The organism is Methylobacterium sp. WL12 (genome assembly GCF_008039475.1).
GTDB lineage: Bacteria > Pseudomonadota > Alphaproteobacteria > Rhizobiales > Beijerinckiaceae > Methylobacterium > Methylobacterium cerastii.
Genome location: NZ_VRUW01000002.1, coordinates 56,439 through 82,439, shown reverse-complemented (window position 1 = coordinate 82,439; position 26,001 = coordinate 56,439). Strand labels below are relative to the sequence as shown.

General features: G+C 69.5%; 25 protein-coding genes. 9 read left to right on the top strand and 16 right to left on the bottom strand.

The genetic code is table 11. The features are described 5' to 3' along the window. Positions 1-50 precede the first annotated feature (50 nt). Both FV226_RS01515 and FV226_RS01510 read right to left on the bottom strand, forming a co-directional pair. The gene (locus tag FV226_RS01515; protein ID WP_147761511.1) at positions 51-563 is read right to left on the bottom strand and encodes a dihydrofolate reductase; all 513 of its coding nucleotides are present in this window, start codon (positions 561-563) and stop codon (positions 51-53) included. After that, positions 563-1,357, bottom strand: coding sequence for a thymidylate synthase (locus FV226_RS01510; RefSeq protein WP_147761510.1), 795 nt, complete (start codon positions 1,355-1,357; stop codon positions 563-565). Before FV226_RS01510 ends, FV226_RS01515 begins: the two co-directional genes overlap by 1 nt. 118 nt (positions 1,358-1,475) lie before the next feature. On the opposite strand from FV226_RS01510, the gene selA reads away from it, so the two are divergent. Further along, entirely contained in the window at positions 1,476-2,897 is a 1,422-nt protein-coding gene (gene selA / locus FV226_RS01505; RefSeq protein WP_147761509.1) for an L-seryl-tRNA(Sec) selenium transferase, read from the top strand. Positions 2,898-3,051: 154 nt separating this feature from the next. Further along, positions 3,052-3,528, top strand: coding sequence for a MarR family transcriptional regulator (locus tag FV226_RS01500; RefSeq protein WP_147761508.1), 477 nt, complete (start codon positions 3,052-3,054; stop codon positions 3,526-3,528). A 12-nt stretch (positions 3,529-3,540) separates the two neighbouring features. Here FV226_RS01500 and FV226_RS01495 read toward each other — a convergent pair whose 3' ends face one another. The 3 genes from FV226_RS01495 to FV226_RS01485 all read right to left on the bottom strand — a co-directional run bounded on the left by FV226_RS01495 (position 3,541) and on the right by FV226_RS01485 (position 6,908). Further along, entirely contained in the window at positions 3,541-4,062 is a 522-nt protein-coding gene (locus FV226_RS01495) for an SRPBCC family protein (protein WP_147761507.1), read from the bottom strand. A gap of 61 nt (positions 4,063-4,123) precedes the next feature. Continuing rightward, positions 4,124-5,452 carry an alpha-amylase family glycosyl hydrolase gene (locus FV226_RS01490; RefSeq protein ID WP_147761506.1) on the bottom strand — a complete coding sequence of 443 codons (1,329 nt, stop codon included), beginning with the start codon at positions 5,450-5,452 and terminating at the stop codon, positions 4,124-4,126. Between the two features lie 61 nt (positions 5,453-5,513). After that, on the bottom strand, positions 5,514-6,908 hold the full coding sequence (locus FV226_RS01485) for a pentapeptide repeat-containing protein (protein WP_246691455.1): 1,395 nt from the start codon (positions 6,906-6,908) through the stop codon (positions 5,514-5,516). 162 nt (positions 6,909-7,070) lie between these two features. On the opposite strand from FV226_RS01485, the gene FV226_RS01480 reads away from it, so the two are divergent. Then, positions 7,071-9,362 carry an FdhF/YdeP family oxidoreductase gene (locus FV226_RS01480; protein ID WP_147761505.1) on the top strand — a complete coding sequence of 764 codons (2,292 nt, stop codon included), beginning with the start codon at positions 7,071-7,073 and terminating at the stop codon, positions 9,360-9,362. 52 nt (positions 9,363-9,414) lie between these two features. On the opposite strand, the gene FV226_RS01475 is transcribed toward FV226_RS01480, so the two are convergent. The 5 genes from FV226_RS01475 to FV226_RS01455 form a co-directional block, all read right to left on the bottom strand. After that, positions 9,415-9,630 carry a hypothetical protein gene (locus tag FV226_RS01475; protein WP_147754681.1) on the bottom strand — a complete coding sequence of 72 codons (216 nt, stop codon included), beginning with the start codon at positions 9,628-9,630 and terminating at the stop codon, positions 9,415-9,417. Positions 9,631-9,732: 102 nt separating this feature from the next. Next, complete coding sequence (locus FV226_RS01470; RefSeq protein ID WP_147761504.1) at positions 9,733-10,449, bottom strand: BA14K family protein; 717 nt, start codon at positions 10,447-10,449, stop codon at positions 9,733-9,735. 111 nt (positions 10,450-10,560) lie between these two features. Further along, the gene (locus FV226_RS01465; RefSeq protein ID WP_147754727.1) at positions 10,561-11,793 is read right to left on the bottom strand and encodes an acyl-CoA dehydrogenase; all 1,233 of its coding nucleotides are present in this window, start codon (positions 11,791-11,793) and stop codon (positions 10,561-10,563) included. Between the two features lie 127 nt (positions 11,794-11,920). Beyond that, a complete protein-coding gene (locus FV226_RS01460; protein WP_147761503.1) occupies positions 11,921-12,850 on the bottom strand; it encodes an AEC family transporter in 930 nt (309 codons plus the stop codon). Between the two features lie 193 nt (positions 12,851-13,043). After that, positions 13,044-13,868, bottom strand: coding sequence for a 3-hydroxyacyl-CoA dehydrogenase NAD-binding domain-containing protein (locus FV226_RS01455; RefSeq protein ID WP_246691454.1), 825 nt, complete (start codon positions 13,866-13,868; stop codon positions 13,044-13,046). A 115-nt stretch (positions 13,869-13,983) separates the two neighbouring features. Between FV226_RS01455 and FV226_RS01450 the strand changes: the two genes are divergently transcribed. The 5 genes from FV226_RS01450 (at position 13,984) to FV226_RS01430 (ending at position 18,692) form a co-directional block, all read left to right on the top strand. Then, positions 13,984-14,982, top strand: coding sequence for an ABC transporter substrate-binding protein (locus tag FV226_RS01450; RefSeq protein WP_147761502.1), 999 nt, complete (start codon positions 13,984-13,986; stop codon positions 14,980-14,982). After that, complete coding sequence (locus FV226_RS01445) at positions 14,982-15,791, top strand: ABC transporter permease (RefSeq protein WP_147761501.1); 810 nt, start codon at positions 14,982-14,984, stop codon at positions 15,789-15,791. The genes FV226_RS01450 and FV226_RS01445 overlap by 1 nt, the downstream gene beginning before the upstream one ends. 7 nt (positions 15,792-15,798) lie before the next feature. Then, a complete protein-coding gene (locus FV226_RS01440; RefSeq protein WP_147761500.1) occupies positions 15,799-16,614 on the top strand; it encodes an ABC transporter ATP-binding protein in 816 nt (271 codons plus the stop codon). Positions 16,615-16,708: 94 nt separating this feature from the next. Next, positions 16,709-17,362: an ABC transporter ATP-binding protein gene (locus FV226_RS01435; protein ID WP_147754430.1), complete on the top strand. Its 654-nt coding sequence runs from the start codon at positions 16,709-16,711 to the stop codon at positions 17,360-17,362. Positions 17,363-17,450: 88 nt separating this feature from the next. Then, a complete protein-coding gene (locus tag FV226_RS01430; RefSeq protein ID WP_147761499.1) occupies positions 17,451-18,692 on the top strand; it encodes a capsule biosynthesis protein in 1,242 nt (413 codons plus the stop codon). Between the two features lie 13 nt (positions 18,693-18,705). Here FV226_RS01430 and FV226_RS01425 read toward each other — a convergent pair whose 3' ends face one another. Continuing rightward, the gene (locus FV226_RS01425) at positions 18,706-19,446 is read right to left on the bottom strand and encodes a hypothetical protein (RefSeq protein ID WP_246691453.1); all 741 of its coding nucleotides are present in this window, start codon (positions 19,444-19,446) and stop codon (positions 18,706-18,708) included. Between the two features lie 200 nt (positions 19,447-19,646). On the opposite strand from FV226_RS01425, the gene flhA reads away from it, so the two are divergent. Further along, entirely contained in the window at positions 19,647-21,794 is a 2,148-nt protein-coding gene (gene flhA, locus FV226_RS01420) for a flagellar biosynthesis protein FlhA (protein ID WP_147761498.1), read from the top strand. Here the strand turns inward: flhA and FV226_RS01415 are convergent. The 5 genes from FV226_RS01415 to fliI form a co-directional block, all read right to left on the bottom strand. After that, positions 21,706-22,227 carry a hypothetical protein gene (locus FV226_RS01415; RefSeq protein ID WP_238271330.1) on the bottom strand — a complete coding sequence of 174 codons (522 nt, stop codon included), beginning with the start codon at positions 22,225-22,227 and terminating at the stop codon, positions 21,706-21,708. The genes flhA and FV226_RS01415 overlap by 89 nt on opposite strands. Next, positions 22,224-22,787, bottom strand: coding sequence for a hypothetical protein (locus tag FV226_RS01410; protein WP_147761497.1), 564 nt, complete (start codon positions 22,785-22,787; stop codon positions 22,224-22,226). Before FV226_RS01410 ends, FV226_RS01415 begins: the two co-directional genes overlap by 4 nt. Positions 22,788-22,799: 12 nt before the next feature. Beyond that, positions 22,800-23,852: a lysylphosphatidylglycerol synthase domain-containing protein gene (locus FV226_RS01405; RefSeq protein WP_147761496.1), complete on the bottom strand. Its 1,053-nt coding sequence runs from the start codon at positions 23,850-23,852 to the stop codon at positions 22,800-22,802. Between the two features lie 123 nt (positions 23,853-23,975). Next, on the bottom strand, positions 23,976-24,383 hold the full coding sequence (fliJ, locus tag FV226_RS01400; protein ID WP_147753614.1) for a flagellar export protein FliJ: 408 nt from the start codon (positions 24,381-24,383) through the stop codon (positions 23,976-23,978). A gap of 83 nt (positions 24,384-24,466) precedes the next feature. Further along, on the bottom strand, positions 24,467-25,822 hold the full coding sequence (fliI, locus tag FV226_RS01395; RefSeq protein WP_147761495.1) for a flagellar protein export ATPase FliI: 1,356 nt from the start codon (positions 25,820-25,822) through the stop codon (positions 24,467-24,469). Positions 25,823-26,001 lie beyond the last annotated feature (179 nt).

The window sequence follows — 26,001 nt, the reverse complement described above, 5'->3', positions numbered from 1 at the left end:
TTGGCAACCGCGACCCGACGCCCCTGCGCATCCGTGCGAAATCGTGGTTTTCACGGGATGCGTTCGAGGTCCACGAACGTGTAGGCGTGCTCGTCGTGCGGGCCGGCCGGATGGGCCTCGCGGAAGGTCTCGCGATACACGCTCCGGTCGAAGTCCGGGAAGCGTACGTCGCCCTCGGGACTCGCCGCCACCTCGGTCAGCCGCAGCGCGTCGGCGTGGGGCAGCGCGAGCCGGTAGATCTCGGCGCCGCCGACCACCATCAGTTCCTCGGCCGAGGCCGCCGCCAGCGCCTGCGCCCAATCGTGGACCGTCTCGACGCCCTCGGCCGCGAAGCCGCGGTCGCGGGTCAGCACCAGCGTGCGCCGCCCGGGCAGCGGGCGGCCGATCGAGGCGTAGGTCTTGCGGCCCATCAGCATCGGCTTGCCCATGGTGACGGCCTTGAACCGCTTGAGGTCCCCGCGCAGGTGCCACGCGAGCCCGTTGTCCCGGCCGATCACGCCGTTCTCGGCCAGGGCCACGACGAGGATGATCCGCGGCCGCGCGCCGGCGATCGAAGCGGGCATCAGACAGCCACCGGTGCGCGGATCGCGGGATGGGGGTCGTAGCCCTCGATCGCGATGTCCTCGTAGCGGAAGGCGAACAGGTCGCGGATCTCGGGGTTGAGGCGGAGCGTCGGCAGCGGGCGCGGCGCGCGGGCGAGTTGGAGGCGCGCCTGGTCGAGGTGGTTTCGGTAGAGGTGCGCGTCACCGAAGCTGTGGACGAAGTCGCCGGGCCGGAGCCCCGTCACCTGCGCGATCATCGCGGTGAGGAGCGCGTAGCTCGCGATGTTGAACGGCACGCCGAGGAAGGCGTCGGCCGAGCGCTGGTAGAGCTGGCACGAGAGGCGCCCGTCCGCGACGTAGAACTGGAACAGGCAGTGGCAGGGCGCCAGCGCCATCCGGTCGAGGTCGGCCGGATTCCAGGCCGAGACGACGAGGCGGCGCGAATCGGGGTTGCGGCGGATCTCCTCGACGACCCAGGCGATCTGGTCGACGGTGCCGCCGCCGGGCTTCTCCCAGGAGCGCCACTGCTTGCCGTAGACCGGGCCGAGGTCGCCCGCGGCGTCGGCCCACTCGTCCCAGATCGTCACCCCGTTGGCGCGCAGCGCGGCGACGTTGGTGTCCCCGGTCAGGAACCACAGCAGCTCGTGGACGATCGAGCGCAGGTGCAGCTGCTTCGTCGTGACCAGCGGAAAGCCACGATCGAGATCGAACCGCATCTGGTGCCCGAACACCGAGAGGGTGCCCGTGCCGGTGCGGTCTTCCTTGGCGCAGCCCTCGTCGAGGATGCGGGTGAGCAGGCTGTGATACGCGTCCATCGGCGACCTTCCTGCCCGCCTTCGCGCGTGTTGCCAAGCATGCTCTCCCGAGATCGGCATTCGGGCGGAGCCCGACATGGGACTGGATGGCGCGGTCCGACCTGCTATCTCTTCGCCCATGACTTCACTGGCGTCCGTCCCCCGTCCGCGCGACCAGATCCAGGGCGCGCGTCCGCCCTCCGTCGAGCGGCTCCTCGGGCATCAGGTTGCTGCCAGTCTGATCGAGACCTTCGGGCGGACCGCCGTCCGAGACGCCGTCCGCGAAGACTTGGCGGCGATCCGCGCCCGCGCCGAGGGCGTCCCGGACGAGGCCGCGATCCTCGCCGCCGTCGAGGGGCGCCTGTCTGAGCTGTCGCGCGCTTCGCTGCGCCCGGTCTTCAACCTCACCGGCACGGTGCTGCACACCAACCTCGGCCGCGCCCTGCTGCCGCCGGAGGCGGCCGAAGCGGTGTCCGCAGTGATGACCGGGGCTGCCAACCTCGAATTCGACCTTGCCACCGGCGAGCGCGGCGAGCGCGACGACCACGTCGAGGCGCTGATCTGCCGGCTGACCGGGGCTGAGGCGGCGATCGTCGTCAACAACAACGCGGCCGCCGTCTTCCTCGTCCTCAACGCCCTGGCGATGCGCAAGGAGGTGGTGGTCTCCCGCGGCGAACTGGTGGAGATCGGCGGCTCGTTCCGCGTCCCCGACGTGATGGCGCGGGCCGGCTGCCGCCTGCGCGAGGTCGGCACCACCAACCGTACGCACCTGCACGACTTCGACGAGGCGCTTGGCCCGCGAACCGGCCTGGTGATGCGGGTGCACCCGAGCAACTACGAGATCCGCGGGTTCACGGCGCAGGCCCGGGAGGACGAACTCGGCGCGCTCTGCCGCGCCCGCGGCGTGCCGCTGGCCGTCGATCTCGGCAGCGGCAGCCTGGTGGATCTTGCGGCCCACGGCCTGCCGCCGGAGCCGACCGTGCGGGCAGCGCTGGCGCATGCCGACCTCGTCACCTTCAGCGGCGACAAGCTCCTCGGTGCGGTCCAGTGCGGGATCGTCGCCGGGCGGACGGACCTGTTGCGGAAGATCCGCAAGAGCCCGCTCAAGCGGGCGCTGCGCGTCGACAAGATGACCTACGCCGCGCTCGAAGCGACGCTGCGGCTCTACCTGAACCCCGAACGGCTCGCCGAGCGCTTGCCGACTCTGCGGCTGCTGACCCGGAAAGCCGAGGCGATCGACGCGCAGGCGCGCCGCCTTGCGCCGGAGGTGGCGCGCCGCCTCGCCGGCCGGGCGGAGGTGGCCGTCGCCGCCTGCAGCAGCCAGATCGGCTCGGGCGCGCTGCCGGTCGAGACCCTGCCGAGCGCCTGCCTCGTGCTCACCCAGGCCGCCGGCGACGGGGCGCGTCGCGGCGGCGCCTGGCCGAAGCGCATGGCGGCGGCCTTGCGCGCCCTGCCGGTTCCGGTGATCGGCCGCATCGCCGACGGCGCGGTACACCTCGACCTGCGCACGCTCGAGGACGAGCCGGGGCTGCTCGCGAGCCTCGACGGTCTCGGCGCCTGATACGGTAAGCTGCTCTGCGTGACGCGCTTTTCGACCGAAAGTCGTCACCGCCCTCTCAACGACCGGAGATATCGTGTTATGCCGGGCGATCGGGGCAACGGGGGAACGCGACGGATTTCCGTGCGTGGCGATGTGGACGACTGAGATGGCGTGCATGACGGAGGAGTTGCGGGAGCCGCCCGGGGCGGAGTTCGACCGGACCAGGGATCCCCTGCTCCTCGACAACCAGCTCTGCTACGCCCTCTACGCGGCCGCGCACCGGATGACGAAGTCCTACCGTCCGCTCCTCGAACGGATCGGTCTGACCTACCCGCAATACCTCGTGCTGATGGTCCTGTGGGAGACCGACGGCGTCACCGTCTCCGAGATCGGCCGACGCCTCCGCCTCGATTCCGGCACGCTGACGCCGGTGCTGAAGCGCCTGGAGACGGCCGGCCTGCTGCAGCGCAACCGCCGCCGCACCGACGAGCGCGAGGTCGAGATCGCCCTGACCGAGCAGGGTCGCGCCCTGCGTGCCGACGCGGCGGAGGTGCGCCAGAGCGTGATGTGCCAGCTCGACCTGACGGAGCCCGAGGTGCAGGCGATGCGGATCGACCTGAACCACCTGATCGACAGCCTGTCGAAGGACTGATCCTAGGGACGCCTAAGGCGCGGCTTCCCTGGCGATGCCGGCGAGCCCGGCCTCGTAGACCCCGGCGATGTCGGCGACCGCCTCCGCCTCGCTCATCCCCTCGGCCTCGAAGCGCGCGGTCCAGGTGATGGTCGCGCCCTTTCCGGCGCCCTCGCCGATCGGCGCCACCGAGAGCGTCGCGGCGTAATCCTTCACCGGCAGCGGCCCCGAGACCAGGCGGTAGGAATAGCTCATCGCCGCCTCGTCCCGCGCCGTCTCGGTCTCGATCAGCGTGCCGAGCCCGCCCGACGCCACCAGCGCGCGCACCGGCGCGCCGCTTTCCGACGACAGCGTGCAGCGCGTCACCTGTGGATGCCAACGCGCGATGTCGCAGAATCCGCCGACCAGCGACCAGACCGCCGCGGGCGGCGCGGCGACGACGCGCGAGCGGGTCACCTCCAGCGCGAACGCCTCGGATGGGACGGCGGCGCCGATGGTTGTCGCGAGGAGCAGGCCCGGCAACGGCCTGCGGTGGACGCGTCTTCCCGGTCTCATTGGCATGGTCCGCTTCGAACGCCCCGTCCCCAACTCCGACATAGGTCGAAAGCCGCCGCGATCACGCCTCCGCCGCGAGGATCGCCCAGCCGTGCGGCGGAAGGCGGATGCGGCCGGCGGGCGCAGAGAGGAGGTCGGCCTGGCCGGCTTCCAGCCCGCGCGCACCGGGCGCCGGCTGCTCGGTGGGCTCGTCCGACAGGTTGAGGGCGAGGAGGAGCCGGTGCCCGTCGCCGCGGGTCTCCAGCGTCATGGCGGTGTTGGTCAGGTGCAGCGTCTGCGTTCGCGCCGTATGGAGCCAGGGGTTCCGGCGCCGCAGGGCGACGAGGTCCTGATGCAGCCTGTAGGTCGGCCAGCCCTCTGGGGCGAGGTCGTCGGGCGACGGCGGAAAGGCGGGGCGGATCGCGTCGTCGCCGCCTTCGCGCTCCTCCTTGAGGCCGCGGAAGGCCTGCTCGTCGCCGGCATAGATCGAGGGCGTGCCGCCGACCGTGAATAGCACGGCCAGAGCGTGGGGCAGGTGCCGGATGTCGGCGAGCCGGCTGGCGATCCGGGTCACGTCGTGGTTTCCGACGAAGGTCATCGGCACGAAGGCTTCGAGGAATGCATCGTGCCGCTTCAGGGCGTGGGCGAGCTCGAACAGGTTGCGGTCGTTCAGTCCGGACCAGATCGCCTTCCACAACTCGTACTGCGTCACCGAATCCAAGCCCGTCTCGGCGACGACGCCGGCGTAGTCGCCGTGGATCACCTCGCCGACGAAGTAGGCCTCGGGATGTGCGGCGCGGACCCGCGGCAGGACGCGGGTCCAGAACGCCCGCGGCACGGCGTAGGCGGCGTCGAGCCGCCAGCCGTCGGCGCCTCGGGCGAGCCAGTGGTTCATCACCGCCACGACGTGGTCGGCGACCTCGGGATGGTCGTGGTTCAGCGTGACGAGGGCGCGGTGGCCCTCGAAGCAGCGGTGGTCCGGCACGTCGCCGGGGTTCGTCCCCTCCGGCCAGGTCAGGTGGAACCACCCGGCCTGCGCCGCCGACGGCCCCTCGTCGAGCACCGCGCGGAAGGCGGCGAAGTCCTGCCCGACATGGTTGAACACGCCGTCGAGCAGGACCTTGAGGCCGCGGGCATGGGCGGCCGCGACCAGGCGGTCGAAGTCGGAATCGTCGCCGAGGCGCGGATCGATGCGCAGGTAATCGATCGTGTCGTAGCCGTGGGTGGAGGACGCGAAGATCGGCCCGAGCGCCAGCCCGGTCGCGCCGAGGTCGGCGGCGTAGTCGATCCAGGCGGCGACCTGGTCCAGGCGATGCGCGGTCGCCATGCCGCGCCGGACGGTCTGCTCCGCCCCGACGAAGCCGAGGGTGTAGACCTGCCACCACACGGTGTCGCGTATCCAATCGGGCATGTTCGTCGTCGATCCTCGGCCGGCGCGGCCACGCCCGACAGATAGGGCGGCCGCGCGGAAATCAGCGGCGCAGACGGTTGCCGAGCACGAAGCCGTAGAGCCCCATCAGGATGATTCCGGCCGCCCCCTCGATGCCGACGAGCAGGTTGGTGAAGCGGCCGATCGGCTTCACGCCGATCTCCGGCGGGTTCGCCGTCATCATGTTGAGCGCGCTGTAGCTCAGCCAGTCGACGGCGTTGCGGGTCGGCTCGCTGGATCCGTCCGGGATCAGGCCGCCGGCGAGGCCGAACAGGGCGGCGAAGGCGACGATGAGGATGGCGAAGGCGCGGGCGATCCGCGACAGGCTCTCGCCGTAGTCGCACAGCCACTCGACGAAGCGGTCCGAGGTCCAGCGGTAGCCATGGCGGAGGACGGCACGCCCGTCGCGGGCGGTCCAGGCCGCGCGGGTCTTCTGGCCTGCTTCGAGCCGGCCCATGCGGCGGCCGCGCTTGTACGCCCAGCTCGCCTCGTCGTGGCTGCCGATGCTCTTCAGGTTCTGCTCCAGGGCGAGGTAGCTCGCCTGCGCGCCAGCGTAGTCGCCAGCCGCCTCCTCGCCGACCATGCCGTCGAGCTGCTCGATCCGCATCCGCGTGCCGTTGAGCCAAGCGCCGGCGAAGCGCGCGTGGCGCAGCTTGCAGGTGACGAAGTTCAGCCGCACCAAGCTGGTGTCGGACAGGTCGGCGCCGGAGAGGTCGGCGCCGTCGAGCTTGACGTTGGAGAGGTTCGCACCGCGTAGGCGCGAGCCCACGAGGCGGGCCTTGGTCAGGCTCGCGCCCTCGAAGTCGGCATGCGTCAGGTTCACGTCCGAGAGGTCGGCCTCGTCGAGGCGCGCCCGCTTGAAGCTGGTGTCGTCCGCATCCGCGCCGGTGAAGTCGGCGCCCCACAGGTCGGCGCCGGAGAAGTCCGCGCCGTCCAGCAGCGCCTTCGGGAACTTCGCGAAGCGCAAGGCCGCGTCGTCGAAGCGCGCATCCTCCAGCATCGCCTCGCGGAAGCTCGCCTGGCCGGCGACGATGCCGCGGAAATCCGTGCCGCTGAGGTCGGCCTCGCCGAGGTCGGCCTCCTCCAGGATCGCATACGAGAAGTCGGCCGAGCGTCCGACCGCCCCCGACAGCGTCGCCCGCCGCAGGTTGGCGTGCGAGAGGTTCGCGCCCTCCATCCGCGCCCGGTCGAGGTTCGCGTCGGCGAGGTTGAGGCCGCCGCATTCGGCGTCCCACCAGGCCGGCGGAGGCAGCGCGGCGTCGATCCGGCGGGCGAGCGCCGCGCCGCCGGCGTCGAGGCGCACGAGGTCGAGCCCGTGCTCGCCGGCCCCGAACGGCGCGCCCTGGGCGGCTGCGATCCGTTCGAGGACCGCCTCGGTCCGGGGATCGCGCGGGGCGTCTGCGGCGCGCGGCGCCGGGATCTCGTTCCGGTCGGACAATCGGGGTCGTGCTTTCGATGGGGGCCGGCGCGAGCCGTAGCACGGCCAGGCGCCCGGCGCCGACCCTGCCAGTGCGCGGCGTTTGCCGCACGCAGCCGAGCGGACCCTTTCGCGCCGACGAAGGGTTCTTCCTCGAGGATCGCGAAGGTTGGAGTTTCGAGGATGACGGATTCGGTGCAGCTCGACCCCTACGAGGGGCCGGCCGGCGGCTGGGGGTCGGCGAAGTCGCTCACCGAGATCCTCCTGCGCGAGCAGATCCCCGTCACCGGCGGCCTGATGCTGCGCCACCAGAACAAGCCCGGCGGCTTCATGTGCGTCAGCTGCGCCTGGGCCAAGCCCGGCAAGCCGGCGGTGTTCGAGTATTGCGAGAACGGCGCCAAGGCGACCGCTTGGGAGGTGACGCGCAAGCGCATCGGCGCCGAGTTCTTCGCCGCCCACACGGTCACCGAACTCACCGGCTGGCGCGACTACGACCTGGAGGAGCTCGGGCGCCTCACCGTACCCCTGCGCTGGGATGCGGCGAGCGACCGCTACCTGCCGGTCTCGTGGGATGCCGCCTTCGCGGAGATCGGCGCCGAGTTGAAGGCGCTCGATCCGAAGGCGGCTGTGTTCTACGCCTCCGGCCGCGCCTCGCTCGAAACGTCGTACATGTACGGCCTGCTGGCGCGGCTGCACGGCAGCAACAACCTGCCCGACTCGTCGAACATGTGCCACGAATCGACCTCCGTGGCGCTTCCAGAAAGCATCGGCTCGCCGGTCGGCACGGTGCTGCTTGAGGCGTTCGAGCACACCGACTGCATCCTGTTCTTCGGGCAGAACCCCGGCTCGAACGCGCCGCGGATGCTGCATCCGCTCCAGGATGCGAGCCGCCGCGGCGTCCCGATCATCACCTTCAACCCGTTCCGGGAGCGGGGGCTGGAGCGCTTCACCAACCCGCAGGCGCCACTCGAAATGCTGACGAAGTCCGAGACGCGGATCTCGTCGCAGTACCTGCAGGTCAAGGCCGGCGGCGATTTCGGGGCGATCTACGGGATCTGCAAGGCGCTGCTGGCGCTCGACGACGCGGCGATCGCGAGCGGCGCCGAGCGCGTGCTCGACACCGCCTTCATCGCCGAGCACACCCACGGCTTCGAGGCGTTCGCGGCCTCGGTCCGCGGAAAGTCCTGGGACGAGCTGGAGCGGCGCTCGGGCCTGACCCGCAAGGCGCTGGAGCAGACGGCGGCGACCTACGCCAAGGCGAAGGCGACGATCGGCGTCTACGGCATGGGGCTGACCCAGCACCGCATGGGCGTCGAGACCGTGCAGGCCTTGGTCAACCTGCTCTTGATGCGCGGCAACATCGGCAAGCGCGGCGCCGGCATCTGCCCGGTCCGTGGGCATTCCAACGTCCAGGGGCAGCGCACGGTCGGCATTACCGAGAAGCCGGAGTTGGTACCGAACGACAAGCTGCGCGAACTCTACGCCTTCGAGCCGCCGATGGAGAAGGGTCTCAACACCGTCGAGGCCTGCGAGGGTATCCTCGACGGTTCGGTGAAGGCGTTCGTGGCGCTCGGCGGCAACTTCATCCGCGCGGTGCCGGAGACCGCGCTGATGGAGGAAGCCTGGAAGACGCTTCGCCTGACCGTCCAGATTTCGACGAAGCTCAACCGCAATCACCTGATCCACGGCGAGGTCGCCTACATCCTGCCCTGCCTCGGCCGAATCGAGATCGACGAGCAGGCCGGCGGGCGGCAGGCGGTGTCGATGGAGGATTCGACCGCCTGCATCCATGGCTCGAAGGGCTATGCCGAGCCGGCCGGACCCGAGCTGCTGTCCGAACCGCGCATCGTCGCCGGGATCGCCAAGGCGACGCTGACGCCGAACCCGCGGATCGACTGGGATCGCTGGGGCGGCGACTACGCCAGCGTTCGCGACGCGATCGAGGCGACCTATCCCGACCAGTTCAAGGACTTCAACGCGCGGATGTGGACGCCCGGCGGCTTCCGCCGGCCGATTCCGGCCGCCGACCGCACATGGAAGACCGACACCGGCAAGGCGAACTTCGTCACGCCGCGCAGCCTGTCGGCCGACCCCGACACCGAGCAGGCCGACCCCGAGGTGATGCGGCTCATCACCATGCGGTCGAACGACCAGTTCAACACCACGATCTACGGCTACGACGACCGATTCCGCGGCGTGAAGGGCACGCGGATGGTGCTGTTCATGAACCGCGACGACATCGCCCGCCTCGGCCTGCGCGACGCGCAGACCGTTCACCTCGTCGGCGCGACGGACGACAAGGTGGTGCGGCGGGTCGAGGGCTTCCGGGTGCTGGCCTACGACATCCCGACGGGCTGCGTCGGCGGCTACTACCCCGAGTGCAACCCGCTGATCCCGCTCTGGCACCATGCCGAGCGCAGCAAGGTGCCCGCGGCGAAATCCGTGCCCGTGCGGATCGAGGCCGCTTCGGCCTGATCCTAATCCCGCTGGGCCGGCGCGCCGAATGCGTGTCGCCGGCCCGAAAGCCTCAGCCTTCCGCGTGCATCTCCGGCGCCATGTAGGGCCGGCCCTCGGCGGTCAGCGCGCGGTCGACCGCCTCGATCGCGACGAGGATCCGGGTCAAATCCTCGGCCATCGACACCGGCGCAAGGTCGATGCCGGAGAGGCGCTTGGCCATGGCGTTGCGCTGCCGCGCCAGAACCGTGCGGGCACGGTGGAGGTCTTGGATCTCGTCGGTCGTCATGGCGTGGCGTCCCCCTTGGCCCGGAACCGTTCCGGGCGGGCAGCAAAAAGCCCCGCGACCGTATCGGTCGCGGGGCTTCTCGTCATATCGGCCTCGAAACCCTTACGGGCAGGAGTGCCGCGCGCCGTCGTTGCCGAGGTAGGTCTGCGAGCGCACGTCGTAGGAGCGGAAGCGCTGGATGCAGTAGCTCACCGATTCCTGCGGGCCGGGCGCCACCTCGGTCTGCACCTCCGTGTAGGCCGGAGCGTAGCCGTAGCCGCCGTAGCCGGCCGGCGCGTAACCGCCGCCGTAGTAGTTGTCGTCGTAGCCGTAGCCGCCGTAGCCATAACCGAGGCCGCCGCCGATCAGAGCGCCGGTGGCGAGGCCGAGCCCGAGGCCGGCCGCGCCGTAGCCGAGGCCACGACCGTAGCCGCCGCGGTACCCGCGACCATAGCCGGTGCCGTAGCCCCGGCCGATCCCGCGGTTGGCGAAGCCGCCGTTGCCGACGAAGCCGCCTCGGTTGGCAAACCCACCACCGACGCCACGGTTGGCAAACCCACCACCGACGCCACGGTTGGCAAACCCACCACCGACGCCACGGTTGGCGAACCCACCGCCGAAGCCACGGTTGGCGAAGCCTGCCCCGCCGATGCCGCGACCGCCGCCGAAGCCGCCGCCACCAAAGCCGCGGCCACCGCCGAAGCCGCCGCCGCCGCCGATGCCATGGCCGCCACCGAAGCCGCCGCCGCCCCGGCCGCCGAAGCCGCGGGCGTCGACGGTCGCGGGAAGCATGGCGAGCGCGCCGGCCATCAAGGCGGACGCTAAGACAATCCGTTTCATCAGTTTCTCACGCGTTCGAGATGTCGTCGTCAGTGGCACAACGCGTGAGGGAGCAAATCGTACCGCGCGATCCGAGACCCGCGTCGAAACATCCGCTTATCGAGACGAAGATCAGAAGAACGCCTGCAGCCCGGTCTGCGCGCGGCCGAGGATCAGGGCGTGGACATCGTGGGTGCCCTCGTAGGTGTTCACCGTCTCGAGGTTCTGAGCGTGACGCATCACGTGGTACTCGCCCATGATGCCGTTGCCGCCGTGCATGTCCCGGGCGGTGCGGGCGATGTCGAGCGCCTTGCCGCAATTGTTGCGCTTGATCAGCGAGATCATCTCCGGCGCCATCTTTCCCTCGTCCATCAGGCGGCCGACGCGCAAGGATGCCTGCAATCCGAGCGTGATCTCGGTCTGCATGTCGGCGAGCTTCTTCTGGATGAGCTGCGTCTGCGCCAGCGGCCGGCCGAACTGCTTGCGCTCCAGGGTGTAGGAGCGCGCCCGGTGCCAGCAATCCTCTGCGGCGCCCATCACGCCCCAGGAGATGCCGTAGCGCGCCCGGTTCAGGCAGCCGAACGGGCCCTTGAGGCCGGAGACGTTGGGGAGCAGCGCGTCCTCGCCGACCTCGACGCCCTCCATCACGATCTCGCCCGTGGTCGAGGCCCGAAGCGACAACTTGCCCTTCAGCGTCGGAGCCGACAGCCCTTTCATGCCCTTTTCCAGGATGAAGCCGCGGATCGCGCCGTCATGCGCGTCGGACTTCGCCCAGACCACGAACACGTCGGCGAAGGGCGCGTTCGAGATCCACATCTTGGCCCCCGACAGGCGGTAGCCGCCGTCGATCTTCTCGGCCTTGGTCTTCATGCCGCCCGGATCGGAGCCGGCATCGGGTTCGGTGAGACCGAAGCAGCCGATGAATTCGCCGGATGCGAGCTTCGGCAGGAACTTCTGCCGCTGCTCCTCGGAGCCGTAGGCGTGGATCGGGTACATCACCAGGGACGACTGCACGCTCATCATCGAGCGATAGCCGGAATCGACCCGCTCGACCGCCCGCGCCACGAGGCCGTAGGCGACGTAGCCGGCGCCAGCGCAGCCGTATTCCTCGGGGATCGTCACGCCCAGCAGCCCGAGTGCGCCCATCTGGCGGAACAGATCGGGGTCGGTCTTCTCCTGGGCGTAGGCGTCCACCACGCCGGGCAGCAGCCGCTCCTGGGCGAAGTCCTGCGCCACGTCGCGGATCGCGCGCTCGTCTTCGGTGAGCTGGTCCTCGAGCAGGAACGGGTCGTCCCAGACGAAGGCGGCCGACGCCTTGGCCAGGGGGCCGGCGCTTCCGGCGGGCGCGCGCATCGGTGCGTTCATGGTCGATCCCTCTCCGAAACGGTCTCGGCCGGTTCGGCGATTCGCCGGCCGTTGCGCCGCAAGATAGCCGGATGGGCCGCGACTTCCACCGCGCCCGCCGCGGGGAAGGGTCAGGCCCGCGCCGCTGTCACGCCCGGCCGAGCAGCGTCAGCCACGCGATGGTGGTGAAGGGGGCGAGCAGGGTCGAGACCAGGAGCGAGGCCGCGATCAGGCCGGTTTCCGTCCGGTAGCGCATGGCGAGCAGGTAGGCGTTGATGCCGACCGGCATCGCCGCGAACAGCGTCGCGACGCCGGCATAGGCCGGCGGCATCACAAACAGCTTCGTCGCGAGCAGCCACACGATCAGCGGGTGGACGACGAGCTTCAACAGCGCGATCACCACCGCACCGGGCAGGTCGAACAGCACGCGGTAGCGCCGCAGGCCGGCGCCCAGCGCGATCAGCGCGCAGGTCGAGGCCGTGGCCGCGAACATGTCGATCAGCGCCTTGGGGATGCCGGACGGGACGATGCCGCCCTGCTTCAGCGCCATGCCGATCAGCAACGCCACGAAGATCGGGTTGCGGATCAGCACGAGGCCGAGGCCGCGCAGGCGCTGCCAGAGCGAACGCCCGGCCTCCGCCTCGATCAGGAAGGTGGCGCAGCCCATCATCAGCGGCAGGTGGACGGCGAGCAGCAGGAAGAGCGGGAACGCCCCCTCCTCGCCGTAAGCCTGGAGGATGGTCGGCACGCCGACGAAGATGGTGTTCGACTGGCTGGCGGCGAAGCCGTGCAGGATCGCGCCCTGCCGCTCGATGCCCGCGCGCCGCCGCGCGATCAGCGACCCGGCGAGCCAGGACATGCCGGCGCCGCCGAAATAGGAGATCCAGTAGCCCCAGGAAATCTCGCCATCAAGGCCCGGCCGGGTCAGCGTCGCGATGATCAGCGACGGCACGGCGATGGCGAAGACGTATTCCGAAAGCCCCTCGCTCACCTTGTCGGAGAGCAGGCCGGCCAGCGCCGCGCCCCAGCCGATCAGGATGATCCCGAAGATCGGGACGATGATCATCACGGCGTTCACGGGATGGCGGACCGGCTGGCGTTCGAGGAGGGCTTGCGCATAGCACGCCCGCTGCGGCCTTCACGTTGCGTCGGGCGCATGGCCGGAGCGAAGCGGCGCGCCGGCTAGAGCATTTTCAAGCGAGGTGGATGCCGGCTCGTGTGAAGAGAATGCGACCACACAGCAGGTTAGAGCATTTTCCGTGATCCAGAGATCAGGGAAAATGCTCTAAGATCCGGCGACCTCGGTCCGGGCCTTCAGGATATCGATCAGCGCGCGGTCGCGGCGGGCCTCCAGCTCGGGCAGCGTGCGGGATGCCGCCCGCCCCGCCGCCGAGATGATAGGTCATGTGCGGCCCCATCGCCGCCCAGCGCAGCCCCGGCCCGTTGCACAAGGCCGCGTCGATGTCGGCGACGCTGGCCACCCCCTCGGCGACGAGGTTCACCGCCTCCCGGTACAGGGCCGAGGCGAGGCGGTTGGCGACGTGGCCCGGCATCTCGCGCCGCAGGATCACCGGGCGCCGCCCGAGCCGGGCGTAGAACGCGGCGGCGCGCTCGCCGGTCGCCGGGTCGCCCGCCACGATCTCCACCAGCGGCACCAGGTGCGGCGGGTGGAACGGGTGGGCGACGATCACCCGTTCCGGCGTCCGGCATTCGGCGACGATCCGGCTGCGCAGCATCGCCGAGGTGCTCGACGCGACGATCACGCCGGGCGCCGCCCGCGCGTCGAGCTCGGCCAGCACCGCCCGCTTGACCGCCTCGTCCTCGGGCGCGTTCTCCTGCACGAAGATCGCGCCGGACACGGCCGCCTCGATCGCGGTGCAGGTCTCCAGGCGCCCGCGTCCACGCAGTCCGAGTTCCCCCAGCTGGCCGAGCGCGTGCGCGACGGAAGCGCGGAGCCGGTCCGCGAAGCCGGGCGCGGTGTCGTAGGCCGCCACGTCGAAGCCGTGCGCGAGGAACAAGGCCGCCCAGCTGGCACCGAGCGTACCGCAGCCGACCACGGCTATGCGGCCGGTTTCATCCGTTTCAACAGCTGTCACGGCGTCGCCTCCCTGCGCTTTACTTTCAGTCGGCGCCTCGCCTAGTCAATGCAGCGCCCGGCGTACATCGCCGGGCGAACGGCAGGCGGAACGACCTGCGACCCGGAGGACATCGATGTTCAAGCGCGCCTCGGCCGCCGCCGCCGCGATCCTGCTTCTCGCCGCCGGCACCGCGCGGGCCGACGACGTCGTCCGCCTCGGGAACCTGAAGTTTGCCCACTACGGGGCGATCTCCTACATGAAGGAGATCGCCCCGAAGTTCGGCCTGAAGATCGACGAGAAGCAGTTCGCCAAGGGCGCCGACATCTACCCCGCCATGGCGGTGGACCAGATCGACATCTCGGCCTCGGGCGCCGACGGCGCGGTGGCGGCGCGTGGCAACGGCGTGAAGCTCTACGTGGTGGCGGGTTTCGCCAACGGCGGCGTTCGCATCCTGAAGCGGCCCGATCTCGACGCGGTGAAAACGCTAAAAGATGTGAAAGGCCTCAAGGTCGCCACCGTCCGCGGCGGCACGCAGGACCTGATGCTGCTCGCCGAGCTCGACAAGCACGGCATGACCTGGGGCGAGCGCGCCGGCAAGGACGTGCAGCTGATTTACTTCAACAACTACGCCGACCTGAACCAGGCGCTGGCGCAGAAATACGTCGACGTGATCTGCCAGTCGGAGCCGCAATCGACTCAGGCGATCAGCGCCGGATGGGGCGTCGAGGTGGTGAAGCCCTACGACACGCCGATCGGCATCCCCGTGCGTCCGCTCGTGATGACCGAGAAGATGTACAACGAGAAGCCGGAGATCGCCGGCCGGGTGCTCAAGCTTTTCGTGGCCGCGACCAAGGCCTTCATCGACGACCGGGCGCTGGCCGAGAAGTACGTGCGCGAGTCCGTGTTCAAGGGCCAGCTTTCGAGCCAGGACTTCCGCGACGGCATGGCGAACGCGAGCTACACCTACGACGTGCCGGCCGGGCACATGCAGACCACCACCGATTATATGATGAAGTACGGCCTCGGTAAGATGACGACCCCGCCCAAGAGCGATGCCGAGTGGGTGAAGACGGACCTGCTCGAAAAGGCCAAGGCGGATCTTGGCATCAAGGCCGAATCGAAGACCCCGTGATGCGGCTTTCCTCGCTGCGGGGCGCCCTCGTCCCGGTCGGCCTGCTCGTGCTCTGGGAGATCCTGAGCCGGGTCGGCGTGTTCTCGCCGATCGTACTGCCGCCGCCGAGCTCGGTGGCGGTGAAGTGGTATGCGGGCCTGCTGCCCGCCCTCCCCTATGAGCCGGGCCAGGAGAGCTACGTCTCTTGGATCTTCTCAGGCGAGATGCCGCACGACGCGGTGTCGAGCCTGACGCGGGTTCTGGCGGGCTTCGTCATCGGTGCGGGGCTAGCAGTGCCGACCGGTCTGATGCTCGGCACGAGCGACAGGCTCTATGGGCTGTTCAACCCGCTGCTACAGGTGCTGCGCCCGATCCCGCCGATCGCCTACATACCGCTCGCCATCGTCTGGTTCGGCCTCGGCAACCCGCCGGCCCTATTCCTGATTGCGCTTGGCACCTTCTTCCCGGTGCTGGTCAACACCATCGCCGGCGTGCGGCAGGTCGACTCGATCTACATCCGCGCTGCGCGGAACCTCGGCGCCAACTCTTGGACGATGTTCCGCCGGGTGATCCTGCCGGCCGCGAGCCCTTACGTGCTCGCCGGGATGCGAATCGGCATCGGCACCGCGTTCATCGTCGTGATCGTCGCCGAGATGATCGCGGTCTCTGACGGCCTCGGCTACCGCATCCTCGAGGCGCGCGAGTACATGTGGTCGGACAAGATCATCGGCGGCATGCTGACGATCGGCATCCTCGGCTTAATCATCGACGGCGCGATGAGCCGTCTCAACGACCACCTGCTGCGCTGGCATCGCGGCCTCGAGCGATAGGCCACCCATGTCCGCCGACCGGCAATCCAAGTCCGCAGAGATCGTCGTCGCGAACGCCGTGAAGGTGTTCGGCACCGGGACCGCCGCGGTCGCGGCACTCCAGGACATTTCGACCACGGTGCCGGAGGGGCAGTTCCTGTGCCTGCTCGGCCCCTCCGGCTGCGGCAAGTCCACCCTGCTCAACGCCATCGCCGGCTTCACCCCGCTCACCGACGGGCGGATCACCATGGGCGGCAAGGTGGTGACGCAGCCTGGGCCGGACCGCGGCATGGTCTTCCAGGAATACGCGCTGTTCCCGTGGATGACGGTCGAGGACAACGTCCGCTTCGGCCTCGATATCAAGGGTGTGCCCAAGCCGGAGGCCACGATCGCCGTCGATCGCATCGTCGCCACGCTGGGGCTTTCCGACTTCCGCAAGCGCTATCCGAAAGACCTGTCCGGCGGCATGCGCCAGCGCGTGGCGATCGCCCGCATTCTGGCGCTCGATCCGCCGGTGATGCTGATGGACGAGCCGTTCGGGGCGCTGGACGCGCTGACCCGGCGGACCCTTCAGGACGAGCTCCTTCGCATATGGTCGGAGTACCGCAAGACGATCGTGTTCGTGACGCACTCGATCGAGGAGGCGATCTACCTCGCCGACCGCATACTGGTGATGACCTACCGCCCTGGCCGGATCAAACGCGACGTCACCGTACCGATGCCGCGTCCGCGCGACCCGTCGAGTCAGGACTTCAACGCGATCAAGCGCGAGCTCGGCGCGCTGGTCATGGAGGAGCAGCAGCGCTTCACCAACGCCGAGCTGCACGCGCCGGCCGTGGACTGAGCCGGGCGGGGCCTATCCTCAGATTCGCCGCTTTCGGCGGGCAACAGCCTTCGGCAGCCTGCCAACCCAGGCGCGTCGAGGAGATCGGCCTGCGGTGATCCGCTTCGAGAACGTCACCAAGATCTACAAGACCGACGGCCATCGCCGCACGATCCTAGAGCGGGTGTCGCTGACGCTGAAGCCCGGCATCAGCTACGGCATCCTCGGGATCAACGGCGCCGGCAAGTCGACGACGATGCGCATGATCGGCGGCACCGAGGAGCCGACGAGCGGCAAGATCAAGCGGGCTCTGCGGGTTTCCTGGCCCCTCGGGTTCGGCGGCGGCTTCCACCCGATGATGACCGGCCGGGACAACGTGATCTTCGTGGCGCGCGTCTACGGCGAGGACCCGAAGCGCGTGCTCGACTACGTCGAGGACTTCTCCGAGCTCGGCAGCTACCTCGACGTTCCGATCCGGACCTACTCGTCGGGCATGGGCTCGCGCCTCGCCTTCGGGATGAGCATGGCGATCCCGTTCGATTGCTACCTGATCGACGAGGTCACGGCGGTGGGCGACGCGCGCTTCCAGCGGCGCTGCTCCGAAGTCTTCGCCGAACGGCGGAAGTCCGCCGACGTCATCATGGTGTCCCACTCGATGGAGACGATCCGCGAGTGGTGCACGCAGGGCATCGTGCTGATCAACGGCCGCGCCATCATATACGAGGACGTCAACGACGCGATCGAGGTCTACCGGCGCCTGAACGCGTGAGGTCGCCGCACGGGGCAGACATCGTTTCGCCGCGCAATGCGCAGAGGGTGGACGCCAAATCCGCCCGGACAACGGAATTAGCAGGTCCATGAACGTCGAGATCCGCAACCCTCAGGGCCAGCCGCTGACGACCGCAGACCGGTCCAAGGCGGTGGCGGAGTCGCTGAGCCAGATCGCGCGACTGTCCCGCTTCGCCGACCGCAAGAAGGGCATTCGCTCCTACCAGAGCCACGTGAAGAGCGATCCGTGGCTACCGATCCTGTTCGTCCTGTGCTTCGTCCTGCCGACCGTCGCGGGCGGCATCTATTACGGCCCGATCGCCTCCGACCGTTTCGTCACCGAGGCCCGCTTCGCGCTACGCCCAGCCCTCGGCGGCGCCGAGAAGGCGACGCCGGATGCGGTCGGGACCAATGCCGGCGTCCCCAAGGAGCTGCTGGCTCAGGACGTGCTGATCACCCACCAGTACGTCCTTAGCCGTCCGATGCTGGAGGTGATCCAGGCCAAGCTGCCGATCCGCGAATGGTTCAGCCGCGACCAGATCGACTTCCTCTCGCGCTTCGATCCCGAGAAGCCGATCGAGAAGTTTTTGAAGTACTGGCGCGAGCGCGTCGCCATCGACCTCGAGGGCAGCTCCGGCATCATGTCGCTGACGGTGACGGCCTTCGATCCGGCCGAGTCGCTGGCGATCACGAAGGCGGTGATGACGGAAGCCGAGCGCATGGTGAACGAGCTCACCATGCGCGCGCGCAACGATGCGGTCGCCGAGAGCAATCGCGAGATGCGCTTGGCGGAGGAGCGCCTGGCGAAGATCCGCCTCGCGGTGCGCGACCTGCGCAACCGTGACGGCGTGCTCGATGCGCAGAAGGCCAACGAAACGAACCTGAAGGTGATCGCCGAGCTTAGGGCCGCGCGCATCAACCTTTCGGTGCAGTTGACGATGTCGCTGCGCGACCTCGCTCCGGAATCGCGCCGCATCCTCGACATGAAGGCCCAGATCAAGGACCTCGACGATAACATCAACCGGATCGAACACCAGTCGGCGAGCCAGGATCCGGAGCAGAAGCGCCTGCTGTCCGACACGCTGACACGGTTCGAGGCGCTCGACAACGAGCGCAAGGATACGGAAAAATACTACGCCAAGGTGATCGCCGCCAACGAGCGCGCGCGGATCATCGCCGCCCGGCAGATCGAGTTCTTCAGCCCGATCGTCGAGCCGGTCCTGGCGGAGTCCTCGACCCAGCCGCGACGGCTGCTGATGAGCAGTCTCGTCGCGGCCGGCGCGGCGTTGTTCTTCGCCGCCGCCTTGTTCGCCCGCAAGCAGATGACCTGATCGCGAGCTTCGCTCAACGGCGATCCGAACCGAAGGTCTGGCTCGGCGCCGGCGGGGTGCCGGCGGTGCGGGGCTCGTCCACTGGCAGCAGGGTATGGCCGCTTTCGGTGTCGAGACCGGTAGTGGTCGAAGCTGCGGCCCCGATCGCCGTCGACCCGACCTCGCCGGCTCCGACCTCGGCGCCGGTCATGCCGCCGGTCCAGCCCTGTGCCCGCCAGCCCTGCGCCCGCTCGTCGAGATCGATCGACCCGTGCCGATCGAGGATCGCCAGGATGCGGTCGGCCTGGCCGTCCTCGACGCGGGCGGTGACGAGGGTGCCGCCGCGGCGCACGCCTTCGGCATAGGTCTCGGCCTCATGTTCGCTGAGGCCGGTGCCCGTCAGAGCGCCGAGGAGGCCGCCGGCCGCGGCGCCGACGCCGGCGCCCGCCGCGGTCGCGGCGAGCCAGCCGGCCGCCACCACCGGACCGATCCCGGGGATCGCGAGCATGCCGAGGCCGGCCAGGAGGCCGGCGCCGCCGCCGAGCACCGTGCCGAGCGTCGCACCGGTGCCGGCGCCGCCGACGCCCGCGTCGGCGGGGTCCGACGAGCGGGTCGGATCGCCGGTGGTTGTGAGGCGGCCGGCATGCCGGTCCTCGGCGTTGTTGGCCACGATGCTGATGTCGCCGTGGGGGATGCCCTCGGCTTCGAGCTTGTCGACCGCGCGGGCCGCCGCGTCGTAATCGTCGAACAGGGCGGTGATGGCTCGCATCGCCATGGTGGTTCCTCCGGTCGTTGAACGTCAGATCGCGCGCCTGCTCGTGCGGCGGGCCCGATCCCGAGCCCGTTCAAGCCGCCGGAGCGGAGCCGGGTTCCAGCTTGGCCGATGGCGTCGTCGGGACGTCGCGTTAACAGGACGCTAACCATCCAACCGGCAAATCTTACCGGGTCCGCCCGTCGCGGGCGGGGGTCAGGGACATGAGCGAGACGGCGATCGCGCCGGAGCGGACCGGAGGGATGTCGGCGCTCGGCGGCTTCTCGATGCCGAACCGCGCCAGCTTCGACGCGCTCTCCAAGCGCACCGACCTGTTCTTTGCGACCGCGGTGATGGGCATCCTCGCGGTGCTGATCTTCCCGCTGCCGTCGGTGCTGCTCGACCTGCTGCTCGCCGTGTCGATCATCATGTCGGTGCTAATCATGATGACGGGCCTGTTCATCGACAACCCGCTGGAATTCACCGTCTTCCCGACGCTGCTGCTGATGGCGACCATGCTGCGGCTGGCGCTGAACCTCGCCTCGACCCGGCTGATCCTCGGCCACGGCCACGAGGGAACGGCGGCGGCCGGCCACGTCATCGAAGCGTTCGGCAACTTCGTGATGGGGGGCAACTTCGTCATCGGGATCATCGTGTTCGCGATCCTGATCATCGTGAACTTCGTCGTCATCACGAAGGGCTCGGGCCGCATCGCCGAGGTCGCGGCGCGCTTCACCCTCGACGCGATGCCCGGCAAGCAGATGGCGATCGACGCCGACCTTTCGGCCGGCCTGATCGACGAGAAGGTCGCCAAGGCGCGGCGCTCGGCCTTGGAAGAGGAATCGTCCTTCTTCGGCGCCATGGACGGCGCCTCGAAGTTCGTACGCGGCGATGCGATCGCGGCGCTGCTGATCACCTTCATCAACGTGGTCGGCGGCATCATCATCGGCGTCGCGCAGCAGGACATGGCGATCGGCGCGGCGGCCAAGAGCTACACGCTCCTCACCATCGGCGACGGCCTCGCCTCGCAGGTGCCGGCACTGATCGTCTCGACCGCCGCCGGCATCCTGGTCTCGAAGGCGGGCGTGAAGGGCTCGGCCGACAAGGCGCTCGGCAAGCAGCTCGCCAACTACCCGAAGGCGCTCGGCATGTCCTCGGGCGTCATGGTGCTGATCGCGCTGATGCCCGGCATGCCGATGCTGCCGTTCCTGGCGCTCGCCGGCGCCTCCGGCTACGCCGCCTGGCGCTTCGCCAAGACCGCCCGCGAGGCGCCGCCTCTCGACGAGGCCGGGGTGCCGATGGACCCCGCCGCCGTCGCGGCGGCGGCCGCGGCCAAGGAGGAGACGGTCACCGACCTGCTGAAGCTCGACGACCTCAAGCTCGAGATGGGCTATGCGCTGCTCGCCCTCGTCAGCGGCGAGGGCCAGGACCGCCTGACCGACCAGATCAAGGCGCTGCGCCGCCAGCTGGCGGCCGACCTCGGCTTCGTCATGCCGTCGGTCCGCATCCTCGACAACGTCCAGCTCGACGCCAACGCCTACGTCGTGCGCGTCAAGGAGATCGAGGCCGGGACCGGCCAGATCTTCCCCGGCCAGTTCATGGCGATGGACCCGATGGGCGGCCAGGTCCAGCTGCCTGGCCAGCATATGCTGGAGCCGACCTTCGGCCTGCCCGCGACCTGGATCGACGCGTCCCTGCGCGACCAGGCGCAGCTCAAGGGCTACACCGTCGTCGACGCCGCCACCGTGGTCTCGACGCACCTCACCGAGATCATCAAGGCGCACGTCTCGGAGCTGCTCAACCACGTCGAGGTCTCGAAGCTGCTGCGCGAGCTGTCAAAGGAGCACGCCGAGCTCGTCAAGGAGGTCGTGCCCTCGCAGATCAACACCACTGGCATCCAGCGGGTGCTGCAGTTCCTGCTGGCCGAGCGGGTCTCGATCCGCGACCTCGGCGCCATCGTCGAGGGCATCGCGGAGGTGGCCGGATCGGTAAAGAACCCGCGCGACATCGTCGAGCACGTCCGCGCGCGCCTCGGGCGCCAGATCTGCGCCCAGTACCAGGGGCCGGACGGCATGCTGCCGATCATCACCCTGTCGCCGGCCTGGGAGCAGGCCTTCCTGGATTCGATCGTGGGCGAGCGCGACGAGCGCTACCTCGCGATGCAGCCCTCGAAGCTCACCGAGTTCGTGCAGACGGTGCGCGACCGGTTCGAGACCGCGGCGCGGATGGGCGAGATGCCGGTCCTCGTCACCTCGGTTCAAGCCCGGCCGTTCGTGCGCTCGATCATCGAGCGTTTCCGCCGCGAGACCCCGGTGATGAGCCAGGCGGAGATCCATGCGCGGGCGCGGCTGCGCAACGTCGGCTCGGTGTGAGGTCGGGCGGCGGATAGTCGAACGGCAGGGTGCGAACGCCGCGGTGATAGGGGAAGCGTGCGCGTTGCAGCGGGTCCGGACCTGTGAAGATCAAGCGCACGCGGAAGGCTACCGGGCTCGCGCAGAGAAGGTAATCGCGCAGGTTCGGCTCGTCCGGCAGGAACCAAGCCGTCGTGAGATAGCGCGCGTCCTCCCGCACCCATGCGGGGATCGGCAATCCCCAACGGCGGGCGAGATGTTCGCCCATCGCCCCGAGATAGGCGTCCGCGCGCGGAACGCCGACGAGGCCGGGATCGTCGGCGATCATCGCCGTCTGCCGCTCGATCCTGCCGTCGAGCGCATAGAACGCGTCGAGGAACTCACGGCTGTGGTGATCCCAGTCGCCATCCTCGCGGATGCGGACGGCGACCTCGTGAAGCGTGGCGGGTCTCACGGGGACGCATCCAGGATGGCCGGGAAGCGCAATCGCGCGTCGATGGTCGGGGCTTCGTCGTAGATCGACGCGTAGAGGGTGACCAAGCCTTCGAGGTCGACGATCCCGAGATGGGCGGCCAGCGCGCGGGCGTCGTCCATGTCGCGCGTGCCCCGATCGAGACTGCTCAAGGCTCGGAGCTTCATGGCGAGGAGATAGTGCGGGCGTGCCAGGAGCGTCCTCAGCCCCGGGGGGCCCTCGGACGGATACGCACCCGACACCTCGAACAAGGACTCCGGTTCGTCGAGGGGCGTGAACATGCCGACCGCGTTGCTGAGCCAATCGGAATCGAGGTCCATCTCCCTGGCGACCCGGGCGACGGAAGGTGCGAGCACCGCCTCGTCGAAGCCTTCCCGCACCACCGCGTCCACGTCCCAGGTCGATCGGCGCCATTCGAACTGAAGGATCAGCGCGCCGCCACCGTAGATGGCCAACTCGATGAAGACGCCGCGCGCGGCAAGGTCCGATCCAAGCGCCTCGAGGGCCTGGCGCAAGCGTCCGTGGTCGAGCGGTTGCGCCATGGGCCCCTCTTCTCACACCGTCTTGCGCTTGAGGTCTCGCTCGATCTTCGCCGGATCGAGGCCCTGGGCGACGAGCGGCGGGTCCGGGGCGCGAGCCGTCTGCGTCCCGGTCCCGCGAAGCGCGCCGGCCAGTCGGTTTCGCTCGTAGAGCAGCACGACGACGACCGAGATCAGGAACGGCAGCCAGAAATAGAACATCCGGAACACGAGCAGCGCTGCGATGATCGCCGGCCTGGCGATGTCGGGCATCGCCACGACGAAGACCAGCTCGAACACGCCGAGGCCACCGGGGGCGTTCGAGACGAGGGCCGCCGAGAACGAGGCGAGGAACACCGCCAGCACCACCAGGAAGCCCGGGTTATGCGCCTCGGGCAACGCGAAATAGATGATCCCGGCCGCGCCGAGCAGCTCCAGCGGGGCGGCGATGATCTGCCGGATCATGATGCGGGGGCGCGGATATTCGAGCTTGAACGACCGGATCGTCAGCGGCTTGAGCTTGAGTAGCGAGCCGGCGACGTAGAGTGCCACGGCGCCGAGCAGCACCGCGCCGAGCGTCCGGGCTGTGCTCGGATTGGTGAGGATCGCCGGAAGGTAGCCCTGCAGCCGCGTCAGGGTGTCGGGTAGCGCCACCAGCACGAATCCGCCGAGCAGGATCGTGCCGAGGCCGAAGGTGAAGGAGCACAGGGCGACCAGCACCGCGACCTGTGCCGCCGACAGGCCCTTGGCGGTGTAGGCGCGGTAACGCACCACCGCGCCGGAGAAGACCGAGGCGCCGATGTTGTGCGACAGCGCGTAGGTGGTGAACGAGCAGACCGAGACGAAGAACGTCGAAATGTGCGTGACGCCGAGGTGCAACAGCGCGATCCGGTCGTACCAGGCGAGCGCGGCGTAGGCGACGAGGGTGGAGAGCGCGGCCAGGAGGAAGCGGTGCAGCGGGACGGCGGCGAGGCTGCCCTGGATCTCGGACATCGAGATGCCGCGCAGCTCACGGAAGAGCAGGTATCCCGAGACGGCGACCGCGGCGAGGCCGACGATCGGCCAGATGAAATCGCTGATCTTCTTCATGGACACCGGCACCTCGGGGAAACCCCTGATGCGTCAGGACGCGACGCACCGCAAGCACGCCCGGCGGGGCGCGCCTGCACGGTCTAGTGTCATCGGATCATGACGGTTTCGTGCTGCCCGGCCTTAGGCGCGGGCGCGCGATAGGCCGATGCCGTCCATCGCCGCCTGCTCGCGGACAGCCTCGGCGGCGCGCTCGGCCGAGCGCTCGCGGTCGTCAAGGATCTCGACCTTCTTCAGGTCCTCGAACGCCTCGCCGAGCTCGGCCTTGGCCTCGGCCAGCTGGCTCTCGAGCGCGATCGCCGACTGGCGCATGTTGTCCCGGCGGACGGCGGCGGCGCGGGCGTAGGTCGGGTAGGCGAAGTGACCGGTGTCGGTGATGCCGGCGCGGGCTTCCTCGTGGACCACCTCGCGGTCGAGCTCCATCGCCATGCGCTGGAAGTCGGCCATCATCATCTCGATCTGAGTCACGCGGCGACGCTTCTCGTCGACCTGGAATCGGCGTAGCCGGATCAGCGTGTCACGCGATTTCATGGGATACGCTCACTCCACACAACGCACGAGATCCCGGTAGTACCGGACGTGCGACGCGGCCAGGACCCGCCGCACCGTCCGCCTCAGGACCCGCCCACGATCTCCGCGAGCCGTGCGTAACCATCGCCGATGGAGGTTGCTTCTTCCTTACCCTGCCCCAGAAAAGCCTCCAATCGCGGCATGAGCGCGACCGCCTCGTCGACCTCGGGCGAGGCGCCGGCGCGGTAGGCGCCGAGGCGGATCAGCTCCTCCATGTCGGCGTAGGTCGCCAGCAGCTTGCGCGCCCGCCGCACCACCGGCAGGAACGCCGGATCGCACGAGCGCGGCATGGTGCGCGAGACCGAGCGCAGCACGTTCACCGCCGGGTAGCGTCCGCGCTCGGCGATGGACCGCTCCATCACGATGTGCCCGTCGAGGATGCCGCGCACCGCGTCGGCCACCGGCTCGTTATGGTCGTCGCCCTCCACCAGCACGGTGAACAGGGCCGAGATCGTCCCCTCCCCCACCCCCGGGCCTGCCCGCTCGAGCAGCCGCGGAAGCTCGGAAAACACCGTCGGGGTGTAGCCCTTGGCCGTCGGCGGCTCGCCTGCGGCGAGCCCGATGTCGCGCTGGGCCATGGCGAAGCGCGTGATCGAATCGATCATGCACAGGACCTTGGCACCCTGGTCTCGGAAGTGTTCGGCGACCGAGAGGGTCACGTAGGCCGCGTTGCGGCGCATCAGGGCCGGCTCGTCCGAGGTCGCGACCACCACGACGGAGCGGGCGAGGCCTGCGGCGCCGAGGTCGTCCTGCAGGAACTCCTGCACCTCGCGACCGCGCTCGCCGACGAGGCCGATCACCGCGACGTCGGCGGCGGTGTAGCGGGCGAGCATCGACAGCAGGACCGACTTGCCGACGCCCGAGCCGGCGAAGATGCCCATGCGCTGGCCGGCGCACATCGTCAGGAAGGTGTTGAGGCAGCGGACGCCGAGGTCGAGCGGTTTTCCCACCCGGCGGCGGGCGTGGGCCGGCGGCGGGTCGGCGCGCAGCGGATAGATCTCAGGTCCGTTGGCGAGCGGGCCGAGACCGTCGACCGGTCGGCCGAGCGCGTCGACCACGCGGCCGAGCCACGCCGGCGACGGACGGATCGCGCCCGCGGCCTCGTCGCGCACGAAGGCCGGGCAGCCGCGGCGCACGCCCTCCAGCGAGCCGAACGGCATGGCCAGCGCCCGGTCGCCCTGGAAGCCGATGATCTCGCACGGGATCAAGCCGGCGCTGCCGGCGCCCTCCACGTCCAGCCGCCCACCAAGCCGCATCGCGGCGACCGGCCCTGCGACCTCGACGAGGAGCCCGCGAATCGCGACGACGCGGCCGTAGGTCTCGAGCGGCTCGACCCGCTCCAGCCCGGCGCGGATGCCGGAGAGCGTCCGAGCCGCGGTCCCGCCCTGGTCCTGCGTCATCCGTGATGCCCTAACGGTTCGTTTACCTCCCTCCTTAACACTGCGGTCATCGGGCTTGTAGCGGGGCCGATCGCACGACCGGTTCGGGTCCCTCGATCCGGCCCGGACATGCGTCGCGGATGTGGCTCGACGGCCACGAACGCGCGCGGCCCGTGACATGTGAAGGACTTGGCAGGCGT